18 protein-coding genes are annotated in these 17,220 nt (G+C 67.4%); 15 read left to right on the top strand and 3 right to left on the bottom strand.

Features of this window, described 5'->3' with window-relative positions:
• Both BLW84_RS40805 and BLW84_RS40810 read left to right on the top strand, forming a co-directional pair.
• A partial coding sequence (locus tag BLW84_RS40805) for a transposase (protein ID WP_143061284.1) occupies positions 1 to 307 on the top strand: 307 nt, incomplete at its 5' end.
• A 40-nt stretch (positions 308 to 347) separates the two neighbouring features.
• A complete protein-coding gene (locus BLW84_RS40810) occupies positions 348 to 614 on the top strand; it encodes an FCD domain-containing protein (protein WP_245761734.1) in 267 nt (88 codons plus the stop codon).
• Positions 615 to 665: 51 nt separating this feature from the next.
• Here BLW84_RS40810 and BLW84_RS40815 read toward each other — a convergent pair whose 3' ends face one another.
• Entirely contained in the window at positions 666 to 1,259 is a 594-nt protein-coding gene (locus BLW84_RS40815) for a substrate-binding domain-containing protein (RefSeq protein ID WP_093277211.1), read from the bottom strand.
• Positions 1,256 to 1,537, bottom strand: coding sequence for a nuclear transport factor 2 family protein (locus BLW84_RS48085; RefSeq protein ID WP_177226976.1), 282 nt, complete (start codon positions 1,535 to 1,537; stop codon positions 1,256 to 1,258). The genes BLW84_RS40815 and BLW84_RS48085 overlap by 4 nt, the downstream gene beginning before the upstream one ends.
• A 369-nt stretch (positions 1,538 to 1,906) precedes the next feature.
• Between BLW84_RS48085 and BLW84_RS40825 the strand changes: the two genes are divergently transcribed.
• The 9 genes from BLW84_RS40825 to BLW84_RS40865 all read left to right on the top strand — a co-directional run bounded on the left by BLW84_RS40825 (position 1,907) and on the right by BLW84_RS40865 (position 13,992).
• On the top strand, positions 1,907 to 2,578 hold the full coding sequence (locus BLW84_RS40825; protein WP_143061285.1) for a hypothetical protein: 672 nt from the start codon (positions 1,907 to 1,909) through the stop codon (positions 2,576 to 2,578).
• Positions 2,579 to 3,237: 659 nt separating this feature from the next.
• Positions 3,238 to 4,458 (top strand): M20 metallopeptidase family protein, encoded by a 1,221-nt coding sequence (locus tag BLW84_RS40830; protein ID WP_093277216.1) that lies wholly within the window; start codon positions 3,238 to 3,240, stop codon positions 4,456 to 4,458.
• Positions 4,455 to 5,843, top strand: coding sequence for an MFS transporter (locus tag BLW84_RS40835; RefSeq protein ID WP_342743225.1), 1,389 nt, complete (start codon positions 4,455 to 4,457; stop codon positions 5,841 to 5,843). The genes BLW84_RS40830 and BLW84_RS40835 overlap by 4 nt, the downstream gene beginning before the upstream one ends.
• Before the next feature lie 1,041 nt (positions 5,844 to 6,884).
• The gene (locus BLW84_RS40840) at positions 6,885 to 7,901 is read left to right on the top strand and encodes an ABC transporter permease (protein WP_245761735.1); all 1,017 of its coding nucleotides are present in this window, start codon (positions 6,885 to 6,887) and stop codon (positions 7,899 to 7,901) included.
• 35 nt (positions 7,902 to 7,936) lie between these two features.
• The gene (locus BLW84_RS40845; RefSeq protein ID WP_093277221.1) at positions 7,937 to 9,655 is read left to right on the top strand and encodes an ABC transporter substrate-binding protein; all 1,719 of its coding nucleotides are present in this window, start codon (positions 7,937 to 7,939) and stop codon (positions 9,653 to 9,655) included.
• Positions 9,656 to 9,714: 59 nt separating this feature from the next.
• Positions 9,715 to 10,716 (top strand): ABC transporter permease, encoded by a 1,002-nt coding sequence (locus BLW84_RS40850; protein WP_093277224.1) that lies wholly within the window; start codon positions 9,715 to 9,717, stop codon positions 10,714 to 10,716.
• Positions 10,716 to 11,729: an ABC transporter ATP-binding protein gene (locus tag BLW84_RS40855; RefSeq protein WP_093277226.1), complete on the top strand. Its 1,014-nt coding sequence runs from the start codon at positions 10,716 to 10,718 to the stop codon at positions 11,727 to 11,729. Before BLW84_RS40850 ends, BLW84_RS40855 begins: the two co-directional genes overlap by 1 nt.
• The gene (locus tag BLW84_RS40860) at positions 11,726 to 12,727 is read left to right on the top strand and encodes an ABC transporter ATP-binding protein (RefSeq protein WP_093277229.1); all 1,002 of its coding nucleotides are present in this window, start codon (positions 11,726 to 11,728) and stop codon (positions 12,725 to 12,727) included. The genes BLW84_RS40855 and BLW84_RS40860 overlap by 4 nt, the downstream gene beginning before the upstream one ends.
• Positions 12,728 to 12,780: 53 nt before the next feature.
• Positions 12,781 to 13,992 (top strand): amidohydrolase family protein, encoded by a 1,212-nt coding sequence (locus BLW84_RS40865; protein ID WP_093277282.1) that lies wholly within the window; start codon positions 12,781 to 12,783, stop codon positions 13,990 to 13,992.
• A 168-nt stretch (positions 13,993 to 14,160) separates the two neighbouring features.
• Here the strand turns inward: BLW84_RS40865 and BLW84_RS40870 are convergent, their stop codons facing one another.
• Entirely contained in the window at positions 14,161 to 14,568 is a 408-nt protein-coding gene (locus tag BLW84_RS40870) for a VOC family protein (protein WP_093277231.1), read from the bottom strand.
• Between the two features lie 78 nt (positions 14,569 to 14,646).
• On the opposite strand from BLW84_RS40870, the gene BLW84_RS40875 reads away from it, so the two are divergent.
• The 4 genes from BLW84_RS40875 (at position 14,647) to BLW84_RS40890 (ending at position 17,094) form a co-directional block, all read left to right on the top strand.
• Positions 14,647 to 15,102 carry a MarR family winged helix-turn-helix transcriptional regulator gene (locus tag BLW84_RS40875; RefSeq protein WP_093277234.1) on the top strand — a complete coding sequence of 152 codons (456 nt, stop codon included), beginning with the start codon at positions 14,647 to 14,649 and terminating at the stop codon, positions 15,100 to 15,102.
• A 488-nt stretch (positions 15,103 to 15,590) separates the two neighbouring features.
• Positions 15,591 to 16,388 (top strand): thymidylate synthase, encoded by a 798-nt coding sequence (locus BLW84_RS40880; protein ID WP_093277237.1) that lies wholly within the window; start codon positions 15,591 to 15,593, stop codon positions 16,386 to 16,388.
• A complete protein-coding gene (locus BLW84_RS40885) occupies positions 16,385 to 16,843 on the top strand; it encodes a dihydrofolate reductase (RefSeq protein WP_093277240.1) in 459 nt (152 codons plus the stop codon). Before BLW84_RS40880 ends, BLW84_RS40885 begins: the two co-directional genes overlap by 4 nt.
• Before the next feature lie 11 nt (positions 16,844 to 16,854).
• Positions 16,855 to 17,094: an ATP-binding protein gene (locus BLW84_RS40890; RefSeq protein ID WP_245761736.1), complete on the top strand. Its 240-nt coding sequence runs from the start codon at positions 16,855 to 16,857 to the stop codon at positions 17,092 to 17,094.
• Positions 17,095 to 17,220: the final 126 nt, after the last annotated feature.

Consider the following 17,220-nt stretch of genomic DNA (forward strand, 5'->3'; position numbering starts at 1 on the left):
CGACCACCTGGGTGGAGATCCGGCAACCTTGATCTGGGATGGACTGTCCGCCCACCGTTCGAAAGACATGAAAGCCTGGCTGGCCACCCAACGACACTGGCTGCGCGTCGAGCGGCTGCCCGCCTACGCACCCGAGCTCAACCCAGTCGAACAAGTCTGGGGCAACATCAAAACAACCGAGCTGGCCAACCTCTGCCCCGAGCACATCGACGAAGCACATACCGCCGCGGGCACCGGCCTGGACCGCATAGGCAACAGCTACCAACTGTGCTTCTCCTTTCTCGACCACACCGGACTCCGCCTATGAACCAAGATCACCCAAATACCAAAAGATCATTAGTGCTCGCGTGGCGGAGTCAGGTGCCGAACTGGCCGGAAATCCCGCGATAACTCTGTTTGTGGAAGTGTTGGCGCAGCTCGATCAGGACATTGTTCAGCGGGAGTGGGATGCGGCGGAAAAGGAAGACGAGGGCCACCATGACGCCGCGCTCGTGTCGCACGACGCGCATCGCGCCATCGTTGCGGCCATCGTCGCCGGCGACGCACCGCTGGCGCAGTACCGGATGCGGCGGCACCTGCAGGCGATCGCCGCGCTGTTCGAGCCGGAGTCCTGACGATGCGGGGTGGTGGCACCGGATCGGAGCCACCGCCCGCCGGTTTCGTTGCTAGCGGTGCAATGCCTTGTCGCTGAACCCCATGTCCAGCAACCGGCTGTCGGGCAGGGGCTGGTCGTACTGCAGAATCCCGTCTTTGATCCCGTACACCCGTTGCAGTTCCTGGAAGGATTGGGTGAATCGGCCATTGAGCAGGGCGGAGAACTGCAGCGGGGGGAGGCGTCGCAGTTCCTCCGGTGAGACTTCGGCCGCGTCCGCAAGGATGCCCAGGATCTCCGGGTTGTCGTGGTAGTTGCCGTTCACATGCTCGCGCACGGTGGTGTAGTAGGCGCGCAGGAATGCCTCGCCGACCGCGCGATGCTCGCGGAGCAGGGTGGGGCCGTAAACGACGGCACCCTGTATCTCCTCGGGGTCGAAGCCGAAGGCGAACGTGGCCGGGAAGGCCGGGGAGGCCGCCGCGTCGAGCCAGAGCGGGTCAGCCAGCCAGCCGGCGTCGACCGCCCCGTTGGCCAGGGCCGTGTACACGTCGGCGGTGGCCATTTGCTGGAACTTGATGCGCGACAAATCCAGGCCCGCCTTCTGCAGCTCCCGGTTGATCACGGCCGACACCGCCGCGCCGTCCCCGACCTGCGAGGCGATCGTCACGCCATCCAGCTGGCGCGGATCGAACCTGCTGCCTTGCGCAGCTCGACGTCCAGCCAGGCGATGAACTGGTCCCGGTCGCCGTCGAAACTCACGTGGTGATCCACGGCACCCGGGTGATAGCAGGAGCGCACCAGTTCCAGGTCCAGCCGGTCGATACCGCGGCAGTAGCGGCATTGCACCTCGTAGATCAGCGTTCGCGGAGAAGCGCAAGCCGATATGGACGGGACGCTGAAGACGGTGCCCGCGTCATGGACTGCAGTGGTGATCGTTTCGCGCACTGCAGGCCGGATTCGAGGACGTACTCGTGCTGCTGGCGGTTCGGTTCGCACCGACGGCTTCCCGATCGTGCTGCGCTGACCACACGCGCGAATCCGAAGTGGTCATGCCGCCCTGCCTTCCAGGTGTGCACCCGGCCGTCCGGAAAGACCGAGGTGTGCAGGCGGGGCAGGGATGGCTTTCATGCTGGCTGCTCGTGATGGCTCAGGAGGCTGAGCCCCTGTCCCACCCCAACCCCGGTGGCGCGCCGGCTGAACGCTTCGACGTGAAATGGTGACCGGGAACCGGGGGTTGAGGCGGCACGTCTCACCGCTCGGTGGACCGGTGTGCGAGAGGGGCGCGGGATGTGGCTCGGGATGTATCCAGGTTGGTTGACCGCTGGGTTGACATTTCCGGCCGGGACCGTGGTGCAGTACCTCACAGCGGCGAAGGATCTCGTACCGGAGGCGTTGCTCCACGACAGTGGACAGGCAGACGAGCTGGCCGACGAGTACGGCGCGATCTGGCTGGACACCCTGCACTTCATCGGGCATTGGGCCGGCGAGGCCGGCCGCGACGGCGAGCTGCGGACCGAATTCTGGATGAATTTGGTTCAGGCCGCCCGCATCATGGCATTCCCGCAGTTCGTACCGTACTGCCTCGGCAAGGCGCAAGGTCTTCCCCGCCAGGACGCGGGTGACCTGATGGCGGCGTTCAGCATGCTGCCGTCGGTCGTCGAGGTACCCGAGAAGCTGCGCGAACGCTGCCTGAAAGCAGCCGGGCACATCCGCAACGATGACCCGTTCGCTGCCCAGATGCTCGACTCGGTCGACCTGGACGCGCTGGCCGAGCACCTGCGCGCCGGGGCGTACGACAGGCTCGGTGAGTTCCTGAGCGAGCTGTTCTCGGACGTCTTCGATGACCTGTTCGAGCTGGTCACGAGCCCCGATTTCCCGGCGGAGCAGGCGAAGTACGCCTGGGCGGTGATCGGCCCGAACCCGTTCCGGCTGACCCTCGGCAACAACACGTCTGTAGAAGCCCAACCCTGGTGGCGCGCCATCTGAACTTTTCAGCATGGGAACCTGTTCCCACCTCGCACAGCTAGCGGCTCCCCGATTCGATTTGATCGGCTCGGGCTGTTGAGCGTGTTGGTCTGAACCGCGTTGTGCTGGGTGGCAGCGAGCAGCACCGGTTTTTCGTGCGGTTGCTGGGTTTTCGCTGGGAAGTGTCTCTTATGGACATGACCGGGGTCAAGGGGCCGCAGGTTCACATCCTGTCCGACCGGCCGTGGGAGAGCCCGTCGACATGGCACGACAGTGCAGGTCAGTGGACTTTTTCGTGCCCTGGCAGTGGATCTCCAGTGATCGTCCCCATGGGTGCCGTCTCGATTTTCGTCCTTGTTGATCGCTCCGCTGCTCGGCGCCGGTGTGGTTTCCGCGACCTGGCGTGCCGACAAGCCGGTCCGTTCGGTGACGGCTTCGGCATCGGGCCCGTCGTAACTACCACTGCGATCGCCGTTTTGTCGGAATGATCTTCTGAGTCTGTTTCTGGCCTCGGGTTTGGGTCTGGACACTGGTGGCCGCATCCCATACCGTCCGGTCGGGCTGTCGCGGCCCCCCAGAAGTCCGGCTCTGATGGATCGGAACCGCTGGCGCCATTGCAGTCCGCACAAGTTCAGATAAAACCGACGCGCCGACGTTCGGGAGCAGGCAAGGAGTGGGGTATGACCTTCCTTGAAGATGCCACGGCGATGCAGGGTGACCTAGTCGAGTTGCGCAAGCGTCTGCACCATCATCCGGAGATCGGGCTAGAGCTCCCACGTACCCAGGAGGCGGTGCTCTCCGCGCTTGAGGGACTCCCCTTGGAGATCACGACGGGCACGAGGACGACATCGGTCACCGCAGTGCTCCGCGGTGGGCGGCGGGAGGCAGCGGACCCGAAGACCGTGCTGATCCGCGGCGACATGGACGCGCTGCCGGTCGACGAGGAGACCGGGCTGGACTTCGCCGCGACGAACGGCGCGATGCACGCATGCGGGCACGACCTGCACACCACCTCGCTCGTCGGCGCCGCGAAGCTGCTGAGCCAGCATCGCGACACGCTCAAGGGCGACGTGGTGTTCATGTTCCAGCCCGGCGAGGAAGGCTTCGACGGCGCGGGTGTCATGATCGAGGAAGGCGTCCTCGACGCTGCCGGCAAGCGCGTCGACGCCGCGTTCGGCATGCACGTGTTCTCCAGCCAGCTGCCGTCAGGGCTTTTCACCAGCAAGGCCGGGACGGTCATGTCCGCGTCGCACGGGCTCTTCGTCACCGTCCGCGGAGCCGGTGGCCACGGGTCGGCTCCGCACCGGGCGAAGGATCCGATCGTCGCGGCTGCGGCGATGGTCACCGCACTGCAGACGATGGTGACCCGCACCTTCGACATCTTCGACCCCGTCGTGATCACCGTCGGGAAGTTCTCCGGCGGCACGAAACGCAACGTCATACCGGACACCGCGACGTTCGAAGCGACCGTTCGCTGCTACAGCGAGGTCAACGAGGACCTGCTCGCCTCCTCGATCCAGCGCACGCTGGAGGGCGTCGCCGCATCGCACGGCGTCGACGTCGAGTACCGTTTCAAGCCCGAATACCCGACTACCGTCAACACAGCTGCCGAGGTCGACTTCGGCGCCGACGTGGTGCGCAACGCCCTCGGCGAGGAGCGCTACCAGGAGATGCCCCATCCGGTGTCAGGGTCGGAGGACTTCTCCCGGGTCATCGCCGCCGTCCCCGGCGCGTTCCTCGGTATCGGCGCCACCCCGCCGGGGCTCGACCCGGATGCCGCCCCGATGAACCACTCGCCACGCGCGGACTTCGATCCGGCCGTGCTCTCCGACGCGGCCGCCATCTACGCCGGCCTCGCCTCCCGCAGGCTGGACGTGTTCGCCGAGGAGGTGGCGTCGTGAGCGGCACACCCCGATCCAGCGGCCACATCCGGACTTCCGCTGACCAGAGCAAGGCCCGCACGCTCTTCGGCATCGGCTCCGGCAATGCGATGGAGTGGTTCGACTGGGGCGTCTACACCACGTTCACCCCGTTCTTCGCCTCGCAGTTCTTCCACGGCGACGACCCCGTCTCCGACGTGCTCAAGACGCTCGTCGTGTTCGCGGTCGGGTTCCTCGCGCGTCCTTTCGGCGGCGCATTGTTCGGCTGGATCGCCGACAAGATGGGCCGCAAGCTCTCCATGTCGCTGTGCGTCGCGCTCTCCGCGGGCGGCAGCCTGCTGATCGGCATCTCGCCGAACTACGCCACCATCGGCGTCGGCGCGTCCCTCATCCTGGTCCTCGCTCGCCTCGCCCAAGGACTCGCGCACGGCGGTGAACTGCCTTCTGCGCAAACCTACATCGCCGAGACCGCACCCAAGGAGCGGCGCGGGCTGTGGTCCAGCCTCATCTACTTCTCCGGCACCATCGGGCAGCTCGCCGGCACCCTGCTCGCCGCCGTGCTCTCCACGATGGTGACTGCCGAGTCGATGAACGCCTACGGCTGGCGGATTCCGTTCATCATCGGTGGTGTGTTCGGGCTCTACGCACTGTTCATGCGGTTGCGCATGCACGAGACCGAGGCCTTCGTCGAGGAAGCCATCCACGACGACCCCACCGGCAACGAGGACGAAGATCACCTCCACACCAAGAAGGGCGCCATCTGGCGGACCGTCAGGGAACACCCGAAGCTGCTCTTCCAGGTCATCGGCATGACCGTGGGTGCGACCGTTCTCTACTACGTGTGGGCGATCTCGGCCCCCGCGTACGCCATCAACGTGATCAAGGTGCCGCCTGCCCAGGCGTTGTGGGCCGGCGTCGGGGCGCAGATCGTCTTCCTGGCAGTCGTCCCGCTGTTCGGCGCGCTCTCGGACCGGATCGGCCGAAAGCCGATCCTGCTGACCGCGGTCGTCGGTCTCTCGATCCTGAGCTTCCCGCTGAACGCGATGCTCAACCAGTCGGCGTGGTCGTTGTTCTTCGCGATGTCGATCGCGCTGATCTTCCTGGCGATGTCGACCTCCGTCGGGCCTGCCGTCTACGCGGAGATCTTCCCGACGCGGATCCGGGCGATCGGGCTGGCCGTGCCGTACTCGATCGCCGTGGCGCTGTTCGGCGGCACCGCCCCCTACCTGCAGACGTTCTTCGCCAGCCAAGGCATCAGCAGTGCGTTCACCTGGTACAGCATTGCGCTTGGCCTGATCACCGGCTTCGTCGTGCTGACGTTGCCGGAGACGAAGGGCATCGACCTGAAGGACAAGTCGGTCGGGCAGCACGGGCGCCGCAAGGCACTGCGCGAGGCGTCGAGCTGAGTGCGCTGGCTGGTCAGGGGATGCGATGTTCCCCTGGCCAGCCCCTGCCCTACAGCGCACGCGGGCGGCATCGTCGTCACCGGCGGTGAGGCTCGCCCGCAGCGGCCGGCGAACAACGGCCGTTGCCGAACGAAGATCCATTGTGGAATCTTCTTGTTTCATATCTTCCGGGCGAGGTGTTCGCCGGGCACGGGGGTCGAATTCGGCGCCCGTGCCCGGCGAACAGCGACGTGCTCTCGCTCCATCTGTCCATAAGCGGCGACGGCCCGCTGCTCGGCGCTGCGGAACTGGTTCGCGCCAAGATCGGCTCGTACCTGGTGAACGCCGCCCGCGGGTAACTGGTCGGTAAAATTCGCGCTCGCGACTTCGCTCCACGGTGGGCATGTCGCCGATGTCGCGTCGATGTGTACGCCGTTGAACCGCCGCGCGGCAGCCCTGCTCTGAGTGCGTCCAATCTGACCGTTGCCCCGCGCGTCGCGGTAATCGCCGACCGGGCCAACGCCGGAATGGGCGTTTTCGTCGTTTCAGGCGTCGTCCGGGTGCTGTGCGGTGAGGATCCCGTCAACGGGGTTGTTCGACCGCGATCGTGTGCGATCTCTGGTCGTTCGCCGAGACGTCGACGAGCTGCACGGGGCATTCATCGGCGGCTGACTGGTGACGTCGTACCGGGCGGGCCGGTCCACCGCGCACCGCCGCATCCGCCGTGGTCTTCATGGCGCTGTCTTTGGGTATACCAACCGGCATGAGTGAGTGGTCGGGGCTTCCGGTCGAATAGCTAGCCGGGACTGGATCGCGCGATCCTGTGACGAGCCAAAATCAGTTCGTTGTCGGAATATCGGTACTTCCGGTCGCCCGGTCGGCGGGGTGGGCCCGATGTCGGCGCACTCGGGCGGGTCAAACATTTGGTATACAGACCGCCGCCCTTGATGTACCGTCGCTTCACCCCGCACCTCTGAGCACCGAAGGATCGACGTGCCGGATCCGCATGAGTCGCCGAGTCGAACGCGCCGCGCCAGCGCGTCGGAGCACGCTGATGGACGGGTGCCCACCCTGCCTTCGCCGGAATCCGCGGCTGTGAAGGCCGAGCGTGGGCCGGCTGCGGAGATCGCCACCGCGCGGTCGCTGCTGGGCACGGCGTGGCTCCGGATCCGGCGCAGCCGGATCGCCATCGCCTCGCTGGTCGTGGTGGTCCTGATGGTGCTGTTCGCGGCCCTGGCTCCGGTGCTGGTGGCCATCGAGGGCTCGGATCCGTTCACCACCCGGATCGGGCCGGACTTCTTGGACGACTTCTACGCGCCGGGTTTGCCGCTGTCGTACTACCGCTACCCGTCCGGTGAGCACTGGCTCGGGCTGGAGCCGGGGCTCGGACGCGACATCTTCGCGCGAATGGCCTACGGCGCAAGGATTTCTCTGACCATCGCGCTACTGTCCACAGTGGTGTCCGTGGTGCTGGGCACCGTGCTCGGCGCTGCCGCCGGATATTTCGGCGGCAAGGTCGACATGGTGATCAGCCGCGTGATGGATCTGTTCCTGGCGTTCCCGCACCTGCTGTTGGTGCTGTCGCTGACCCCGATCATGCAGTCCCGGCTGCAGGGCACCGCCCTCGACTCGGGCAGCCTGGTGCCGATCGCCTCGTTGGTGATCATTCTCGGCTTCTTCGGCTGGGCGTACCTGGCCAGAGTCGTGCGCGGCCAAGTGCTCTCGATCCGGGAGCAGGAATTCGTCGAGGCCGCGCAGGCGTACGGGGCCTCTCATCGGAGCATCATCTTCCGGCAGATCATCCCGAACGTCATGGGGGTCGTGCTGGTCTACGCGACCATGATGATCCCCACCAACATCACCGCGGAGGCGGCCCTTTCGTTCCTCGGCGTCGGGGTCAAGGACCCCACGCCGTCGTGGGGTCAGATGCTCAACGCGGCCCAGGCGGGGAACTGGTACCTGTCCGACCCGTGGTTCCTGGCCGTCCCGGCCGGCGCGCTGGTGATCACCGTGCTGGCGTTCAACCTGCTCGGCGACGCGGTCCGGGATGCGTTGGACCCCAAGTCTTCCCGAAGCTGATCCACCCCTTCCTTTCCCATCCGTGAGGAGACGCAGTGAAACGAAGCACCACGATGGCGCTCGCCCTGACGGTGACCACCGGGCTGGCCCTGACCGCGTGCGGCGGTGAGAAGCCCGCCCCGGGGTCCGGCTCAGGATCGACGGCCGACGCCTTCACGCCGGTGAAGATCGGGGAGGGCTACACCACCAAGGGCGGGAACATCAACGTCCTGATGTCCTCGGACTTCCAGACGCTGGACCCCGGAAACAGCAACTACGTGCAGACCGCCAACGTGGGGCAGCTGTACTACCGCACGCTGACCATGGCCAAGGAGACGGCCGGCCAGCCGCCCACCATCGTGCCGGACCTGGCCACCGACCTGGGCACGCCCTCCGCCGACGGCCTCACCTGGACCTACACCCTGAAGAAACGGTTGAAGTTCGAGGACGGCACGCCGATCACCAGCAAGGACATCAAGTACGGAGTCGAGCGCACCTACGCCCGCGACGTCTACACCCAGGCGCCGCAGGAGCTGAACTCCGCCCTGGCCGACGACGGGTACAAGGGTCCGTACACCGGCGGCGACTTCAAGGCGATCGACACCCCGGACGACAGCACCGTCGTCTTCCACCTCAAGCAGCCGTTCGCCGAGTTCCCCGCCCTGGTTTCGCGGTCGAACACGGCGCCGGTGCCGCAGGCCAAGGACAGCAAGCTCGACTACACCGCCCACCCGGTCTCGTCGGGCCCGTACAAGATCGAGTCGTACGACCGCGGCCGGTCGATGAAGCTGGTCCGCAACGAGCAGTGGGATCCGGCCACCGATCCGAACCGGCCCGCCCTGCCGGACACGTTCACCTTCACCCTGTCCACCGCGCAGGCCACCATCAGCCAGCAGCTGATCGCCGACTCGGATCCGACGGCGATCACCTTGGACAGCAACGGTGGCCTGCAGGCGTCCGACGCGGCCAAGCTCAACGAGCCCAAGATCAAGGAGCGCACCGCGGCAGGGTTGCTGGGTTGCACGGACGTGCTCGACTTCAACACCGAGACGATCAAGGATCCTCAGGTGCGCAAGGCGATCGCGCTGTCCATCGACCGGAACGCGATCCAGTTGCAGTACGGCGGCGCACGGTTCGGCAAGGTGGCCCAGTCGTACATCAACCCGGCTCAGCGCGGGTACGTCGAGCAGCACACCGACCTGGACCCGGGAGGCAAGGCGAAGCTGGACGAGGCCAAGAAGCTGTTGGAAGGCAAGGACTTCCCCAAGACCTTGGTGTACGGCTACGCGGACACCAACACCCGGTACAAGAACGTCGGCACCGTGCTGCAGCAGGACCTCAAGGCGCTCGGCATCGACGTGCAGCTGCGTCCGATCCCGGCCGCCAACTACTACACGGTGCTGGCCAGTGACCAGATGCCGGACATCGCGCGCAGCGGCTGGTGCGGTGGCGCGGACAGCGGTTCGGTGCGCACCACCATCGACCCGAACGTGGGGCCGAGCGTGGACGGCAAGACCTACGGCTTCTCCAACATCCCGCGGTACTACGACCCGAAGATCTCCGGCGAGATGTACCAGCTTCGTGGCGCCAACGGGTCGAGCGAGGAACTCGGGAAGAAGTGGGCGACCCTGTTCGACCAGGCCATGCAGTCCTACCCGCTGGTTCCGCTGGTGCGCACGTTCACCAACAGCGTGGTCGGTTCCAAGGTCCGCAACGCGCAGGTGGGCTACTTCTTCGGCGCCATCGACCTGTCGATCGTCGGCGTCGAGCGGTGACGGTCGCGGTACGAGAGAGGTAGAACGGTGAGTCCATCCCGAGCTGGCAGGTTGCGCCCATGACCAGGTTCGTGTTGCGGCGGTTCGTCGCGATGATCGTGCTGCTGTTCGTCATCAGCTTCGTGACGTTCAGCTTGTTCCAGCTCGGTCCGGCGGACCCGGCCGCGGCGGCGTGCGGGCAGGAGTGCACTCCGCAACGCATCGCCGAGGCCCGCGTCGCGCTCGGGATGGACAAACCGTTCCTCAGCCAGTACTTCGCCTACATGTCCGGGCTGCTGGGCGACCGCACGGTCGGAGCGCCGGGCTCCGGGCCCCTGTGCTCCTGGCCGTGCCTGGGGAAGTCGTTTCAGACCAACGAGGACGTCACCACGATCATCGGGCGGGCCCTGCCGTACACGGTGTCGGTGGCCAGCGGTGCGATCGTGCTGTGGACCATCGCCGGCGTCGGGTTGGGTCTGCTGGCGGCGCTGCGCAAGGGCCGGCTCACCGACAAGTTGATCGTCGGCGCCGCCTCGATCGGGGTGTCCCTGCCCATTCCGGTGACCGGTCTGCTGTTGCTGCTGATGTTCGTCAGCACGCTGGACCTGCTGCCGTTCACCACCAACGAGATCGTCTCGCCGTTCGGCGCGGCGGGTCCGGGCGGCTGGTTCCTGAACTACCTGCTGCCCTGGGTGGCGCTGGCGGTGCTGTTCAGCGCGCAGTACATCCGGGTCACCCGCAGCAACATGCTGGAGACCTTCGGCGAGGACTTCATGCGCACCGCGCGCTCGAAGGGCATGCCCCGGCGGCGCGTCGTGTTCAAGCACGGTGTGCGGGCCGGAATCACGCCGGTGGTCACCATGCTCGGGATGGACATCGGCGTCCTGCTGGGCGGTGCCGTGCTCACCGAGCAGATCTTCTCGGTGCCGGGCGTCGGATTCACCGCGGTGCACGCCGCGCAGTCCGGCGACCTGCCGGTCACCATGGCCATCACCATGATGGCCGCGTTCTTCATCATCGTCGCCAACGTCCTGGTCGACGTCGCCTACGCGGTGATCGACCCACGAGTGAGGGTCGCCTGATGACCACGCCTGAAGCCGCGCCCATGCTGGCCATCCGCGACCTGAGGGTGAGTTTCCCGACCGACGACGGCGTGGTGCACGCGGTCAACGGGATGGACCTGAGCCTGCCGCGCGGGGAAACCGTCGGCATCGTCGGCGAATCCGGTTCCGGCAAGACCGTCACCACCCAGGCGCTGATGGGGCTGCTCAAGGACACCTCGGCCACGGTCACCGGTCAGATCCTTCTGGACGGACAGGACCTCAACGCGCTCACCGAGGCCCAGATGCGCGCCTACCGGGGCAAGAAGATCGCGATGATCTTCCAGGACCCGCTGTCGGCGATGCACCCGTTCTACCCGGTCGGGGTGCAGATCGCCGAGGCCTACCGGGTGCACAACGCCGTGTCCAAGAAGGCCGCGGCGGCGGTCGCCGTCGACATGCTCGGCCGGGTCGGGATTCCCGACCCGCGGCGCCGGTACTCGGCATACCCGCACGAGTTCTCCGGCGGCATGCGGCAGCGCGCGATGATCGCCATGGCGCTGGTCTGCGAGCCCGAGCTGCTGATCGCCGACGAGCCCACCACCGCGCTGGACGTCACCGTGCAGGCCCAGATCCTCGATCTGCTCAACGAGCTGCAGGCCGAGACGGGGACCTCGGTGATCATGGTGACCCACGACCTCGGAGTGGTCGCCGAGGTCTGCCACCAGGTCGTGGTGATGTACGGCGGGGTGCACGTGGAGCAGGCGACGGTCGCCGACCTCTTCAGCGACCCGCGACATCCCTACACAAAGGGACTGCTGGCTTCGATGCCATCGCTGGCGGGGGAGTCCGAGCGGCTCACACCGATTCCAGGCTTCCCGCCGTCGTTGCTGGCGCTGCCCGAGGGCTGCCTGTTCGCGGACCGCTGTCCGAAGGCGCACCTGGTGCCGGACAACGCCTGTGGTACCCGCCTTCCGACGCTGGTCGGCCCCGACGGGCACCCGTCGCGGTGCCACCTGGAGACGCTGTCCCCGGCCGGAGAGGTGATCCGATGACGCCGCTGCTGCAGGTCACCGACCTGACCAAGCACTTCCCGATCCGCTCCGGCGTCTTCAGGTCCGCCGGCGGCGTGATCAAAGCCGTCGACGGGGTCAGCTTCTCGATCGACGCCGGGCAAACCCTCGGGCTGGTGGGGGAGTCCGGTTGCGGCAAGTCGACCACCGGCCGGCTGCTCATGCGGTTGCTGACCGCCACGTCCGGGAGCATCCGGCTCGACGGCCAGGAGATCGCCGAACTCCGCCGGTCGGACCTGCAGGAGTACCGGCGCCGGGTGCAGATGGTGTTCCAGAACCCCTCGTCCTCGCTCAACCCGCGCCAGTCCGTGGGCAGTGCGATCGCTGCACCGCTGCTGGCCCAGCGGGTCACGCCGACCGGCGGCGTCAAGGCCAGGGTGCGGGACCTGATGGACCGGGTGGGGCTGCGTCCCGACCACTACAACCGCTTCCCGCACGAGTTCTCGGGCGGCCAGAAGCAGCGCGTGGGCATCGCCCGGGCTCTCGCCCTGGACCCGCAGCTGATCATCTGCGACGAACCGGTGTCCGCGCTGGACGTCTCGGTGCAGGCCCAGGTGATCAACCTGCTGGAGGACATCCAGCGGGACACCGGGGTGGCGTACCTCTTCGTCGCGCATGACCTGTCCGTGGTCAAGCACTTCGCCGACCGCGTCGCGGTGATGTACCTGGGAAAGATCATGGAATACGGGGACAGTGCGGGCGTTTTCGACGCTCCGAAGCATCCCTACACCCAGGCGCTGCTGTCCGCCGTCCCGCATCCGGACCCGGCGGCAGATCGGAGCGGGCGGATCCGGCTGTCCGGCGATCTGCCCAGCCCGGCCGACCCGCCGCGCGGCTGCGTGTTCCAGTCCCGGTGCCCGGCGTATCCGTTGCTGGACCCGCAACGACGGCAGTCGTGCACCGACAGCGTGCCGAGCGGCGACATCGCCTGCCACCACACCGATTCCGCAGGCGAGGCACTGGCCGCCGCGCCCCGGTGAGCGGTGCCACGTCCTGCTGAACATCCTTACCGCGCAACAGAAAGGTGACGACCGTGTTGATCCGCGACATCCGCCCGTGGGGTGGCGAGCGCAGCGATGTCGAACTCGCCGGCGATCGCATTGCGGAGATCCGCCGCCACGATCCGGCCGCGCAGCCGGCCGGCGAGGTGGTCGAGGGCCGTGGCCGGCTGTTGCTGCCGTCGTTCAGCGACGTGCACGTGCACCTGGACTCGACCCGGATCGGCCTTCCGTTCCGGCCGCACACGGGCGGTCCGGGCGTGTGGACGATGATGCTCAACGACCGGCAGAACTGGCGCACCGCGGAGGTCCCCCTCGCGGAGCGGGTGGCCGGCACGCTGGAGCGGATGATCGCCCGCGGCACCACGCGGGTGCGGTCGTACGCCCAGGTGGATGTGGACTGCAAGCTGGAGAAGTTCGATGCCGTGGTGGCCGCGAAGGAGAAGTTCGCCGGTCAGGCCGACGTCCAGATCATGACGTTCCCGCAGGCCGGCATCCTCCGCGAGGAGGGGACCGTCGACTACCTGGAGGCCTCGCTGAAGGCCGGCGCCGACGTGATCGGCGGCATCGACCCCTGCAGCCTCGACCGGGATCCCAAGGGGCACTTGGACGTCGTGTTCGGGCTGGCGGAGAAGTACCAGGTGGAGGTGGACATCCACCTGCACGAGCCGGGGCATCTCGGGGTGTTCTCCACCGATCTCGTGCTCGAACGCACCCGGGCGCTGGGCATGCAGGGCAAGGTCACGATGTCCCACGCCTACGAGCTGGGCTCGGTCTCCGAATCGGTGAGCCGCCGCATCATCGACGACTTCGCCGAGCTGGACATCGCGATGGCCACCGTGGCACCGGCGGACCGCGACCAGCTGTCGCTGGAGGCGCTGACGGAGGCGGGCGTCCGGGTGGGCCTGGGCGAGGACGGCCAGCGCGACTACTGGAGCCCCTACGGCAACTGCGACATGCTCGACCGCACCTGGCAGCTGGCCTTCACCAACAAGTTCCGCCGCGACGACCTGATCGAGATGTCGCTCGCGGTCGCGACCATGGGTGGGGCCTCGATCATGAGCCACGACGTCGCACGGCTCGCCGGGATCGCCGACCGGCCCGGTCTTGCCGTCGGCGACCGCGCTGACCTGCTGCTGGTCGACGGCGAAACGCCGACCAGCGCCGTGATGGACCGCGGCACCGATCGCACGGTCCTGCACGACGGCGTGGTCGTCGCCGACCAACTGGCCCTGGTAAGCCGCTGAGCCCCGAGGCGGGAGCCGCCCGGCAGGTCGGCAGCGGAAGCCGGAACGTCCAGATGGGCACGCCGGCGGCTCCCGCCTCACTACTCGTCGAACACTGCTGAGAAATTGCCCGAGGATCGACGCAAGTTCTCCGTCCCGATTTCCTAAACAGGTGCTCGGGGTGTCGAACTAGTAGGACTGCAGCTCGATCAGGTGGCCGTCGGGGTCGCGCAGGTGGGCGCTGCGCAGGTTCGGGCCCCACTCCGGTCGGTCGGTCGGGCCGATGACGAGGCGGCCACCGTGCTCCAGGCAGAGGGCCAGCCGCTTGTCCACATCGTCCACCCGGAAGACGAGCATTGCGGTGTCCTGCGCCGGGCCGGGTTGTGCGGGAAGTGCCCCGGTGCCAACGGTTGCGGCCATCGCGCCGCGGTCGAACAGCACCAGGACGGCCTCGTCGTTGACGTCCCAGTTGGCGTAGGGGCCTTCTTGCGTGCCCTTGACGAGGCTTGCGCCGGCCAGTGGCGGCAGGATCGCCTCGTAGAAGCGGAAGCACTCGGCGAAGCGGGTGACGAGCAGGCGAGGGTAGAGGGCGTCCACGGCAGGGCTCCTCGGGTCGACGGCCGGCAAATTAGTGGGTCCGAACCCACTATAGGTGGGCACCTTAGACTCGCGCCCATGTCCGCCGATCGATCCACTCCGCCAACCCTGCTGGATCTCAGCACCTACCTGCTCTCCCGGGTCGGCAAGACCGCCCGCGGCCTACTGGCCGAGCGGCTGGCCGAGCGTGGCCTGCGACTGTGGGACATGGCGGCCCTCGCCGCGCTGGCCGACTTCGGGCCGCACGCCCAGCGCGACCTGGCGGTCCGGCTGGGCGTGGACCCGAGCGACATGGCCAAGGCGGTCGACCAGTTGGCCACCGCCGGGTACGTCGACCGGGCACGCGACATGGCGGACCGGCGGCGGGTCTCCGTCTCCCTCACCCCCGCCGGGCGGGCCGTCCTGGCGGACCTGGACGCCGAGGCACGAGCCGTCCAGGACCAGGTGCTCGAGCCGCTGGACGCGAAGGAGCGCCAATTGCTCCAAGGATTGCTGCTACGCGTCCACGAAGGACTGGCGGACGTCGGCCGTTAGAAAGCCGCGATCACTTTCTGGAATCCTGCCGCTACCTGCGCGCTGCCCACGAGCGCTGTGTGGACGGCAGAGGTTGCCGGGTTCTCATCGTGCGCCACGACACAATGAGGTTTTTCCAACCTCGATTTGCGTGGCGGTGCGGGTAGCGGAAGCTCCCTGGTCTGTGGGTGCCCTGACTTATGTATGTCCAATACACGGCGTCAGGGCCGTCCTCGCCGAGGGAACCCCGAGGGGGTGGGCGCCGTGAACCCGCGGCGGTGCAAGTGTCGTAGGTGGGCTATGCGCCTGCGGCGCCTGCGGCACCCCATCGACGTGCAGCTTTGCGACCCGCGACTGCGCGCCGACCAGGATGAAAAACGCTCAATGGTCACAGGTGTGACGCGTGCCGGGCCGTCAGCCGGACCCCGCATGGTCACGCTGCGGTGGGCGGACGCGTTCCTCTCCTTCTGCCGTCAACCCGTTGGACCTGCTCGTCTAGGCTTGCGGGTATGCCGGACACGCAGTACGAAGACCTGCTTCGCCACGTTCTCGACACGGGTGCTCACAAGGGGGACCGCACCGGGACGGGCACGCGGTCGATCTTCGGTCACCAGCTGCGCTACCGGCTGTCCGATGGCTTCCCGCTGATCACGACGAAGAAGGTGCACTTCCGCTCTGTCGCGTACGAGCTCCTGTGGTTCCTGCGCGGCGATGCGAACGTCACGTGGTTGCAGGAGAACGGCGTCACGATCTGGAACGAGTGGGCGGCGCCGGACGGTGATCTCGGTCCTGTCTACGGTGTGCAGTGGCGGTCGTGGCCGACCCCGGACGGCGGGCACGTCGACCAGCTCAGCGAGGTGCTGCGCACGCTGCGCGAGAACCCCGACTCCCGGCGGATCGTCGTGTCCGCGTGGAACGTCGCCGACATCCCGCGGATGGCGCTGCCGCCGTGCCACGCGTTCTTCCAGTTCTACGTCGCCGACGGCAAGCTGTCCTGCCAGCTGTACCAGCGCAGCGCGGACCTGTTCCTCGGCGTGCCGTTCAACATCGCGAGCTACGCGCTGCTGACGCACATGATCGCCGAGCAGGTGGGTCTCGACGTCGGTGACTTCGTCTGGACCGGCGGCGACTGCCACATCTACGACAACCACGAGGACCAGGTCCGCACGCAGCTCGCACGCGAGGCGCGGCCGTTCCCCACGCTGAGCCTGAAGCCTGCGGCCAGCCTGTTCGACTACACCTACGAGCACATCGCGATCGAGGGCTACGACCCGCACCCCGGCATCAAGGCTCCGGTGGCGGTGTGATCGGGCTCATCTGGGCGCAGTCGGCCAACGGCATCATCGGCCGCGACGGCACGCTGCCGTGGCACCTGCCGGAGGACCTGAAGCACTTCCGCTCCCTGACCGCGGGTGCGACCGTGCTGATGGGCCGCCGCACCTGGGACTCGCTGCCGCCGCGGTTCCGGCCGCTGCCGGGCAGGCGCAACCTCGTGTTGTCACGCACCCCGCAGGAGGGCGTGGAGACCTTCCCCGACCTGCCGCAGGCGCTCGCCGCGGTGTCCGGGGACGTGTGGGTGATGGGTGGCGCGGCGGTGTACCGGGCGGCCCTGCCGTTCGCGGACCAGGTCGTGGTCACCGAGATCCGGGAGTCCTTCGAAGGCGACACGCACGCACCGGACGTGGGGCGGCCGCCGGACTCCGTCGGGGAGTGGCAGGAATCGTCGACCGGCCTGCACTACCGGTTCCTGACCTGGGGCTGAGTCGCTGCTCGATGCCCGGCCACCGGCACCCCGGTCCTGCGGGCGACTTCGTCGCGCGGTCGTCCGCGTTGTTGCCGCTGCCCGGCGACGGCGCGTCCGCCCTGTTCCAGGTGATCAATCAGCGTTACCCGAAATCCAGCACGATCTTGACCGCCAACGTCGAAATCGCCGACTGGGCAACGGTTTTCGGTGACGACACCGTCGCCGCCGTCATCATCGACCGGCTCACCTTCGATGGCACCATCATCTGAACCGGCACCGAGTCCGTCCTACCGGCTCGCCCGAACCGCACACGACAGCGTCTGATCAGCGAGTGACGTCGTCTTTCACAAGCGTTGATCACGATGAGGGCCGGGCAAGTGACGCCGGAATCCACC

Source organism: Saccharopolyspora shandongensis (assembly GCF_900106995.1).
Taxonomy (GTDB): Bacteria; Actinomycetota; Actinomycetes; order Mycobacteriales; family Pseudonocardiaceae; genus Saccharopolyspora; species Saccharopolyspora shandongensis.

What these genes read in the sequence shown, in the direction of transcription:
- BLW84_RS40830 (WP_093277216.1), top strand. Translation starts at nt 3,238, where the DNA reads ATGACCTTCCTTGAAGATGCCACGGCGATGCAGGGTGACCTAGTCGAG.
- BLW84_RS40850 (WP_093277224.1), top strand. Translation starts at nt 9,715, where the DNA reads ATGACCAGGTTCGTGTTGCGGCGGTTCGTCGCGATGATCGTGCTGCTG.
- BLW84_RS40855 (WP_093277226.1), top strand. Translation starts at nt 10,716, where the DNA reads ATGACCACGCCTGAAGCCGCGCCCATGCTGGCCATCCGCGACCTGAGG.
- BLW84_RS40860 (WP_093277229.1), top strand. Translation starts at nt 11,726, where the DNA reads ATGACGCCGCTGCTGCAGGTCACCGACCTGACCAAGCACTTCCCGATC.
- BLW84_RS40875 (WP_093277234.1), top strand. Translation starts at nt 14,647, where the DNA reads ATGTCCGCCGATCGATCCACTCCGCCAACCCTGCTGGATCTCAGCACC.
- BLW84_RS40880 (WP_093277237.1), top strand. Translation starts at nt 15,591, where the DNA reads ATGCCGGACACGCAGTACGAAGACCTGCTTCGCCACGTTCTCGACACG.
- BLW84_RS40890 (WP_245761736.1), top strand. Translation starts at nt 16,855, where the DNA reads ATGCCCGGCCACCGGCACCCCGGTCCTGCGGGCGACTTCGTCGCGCGG.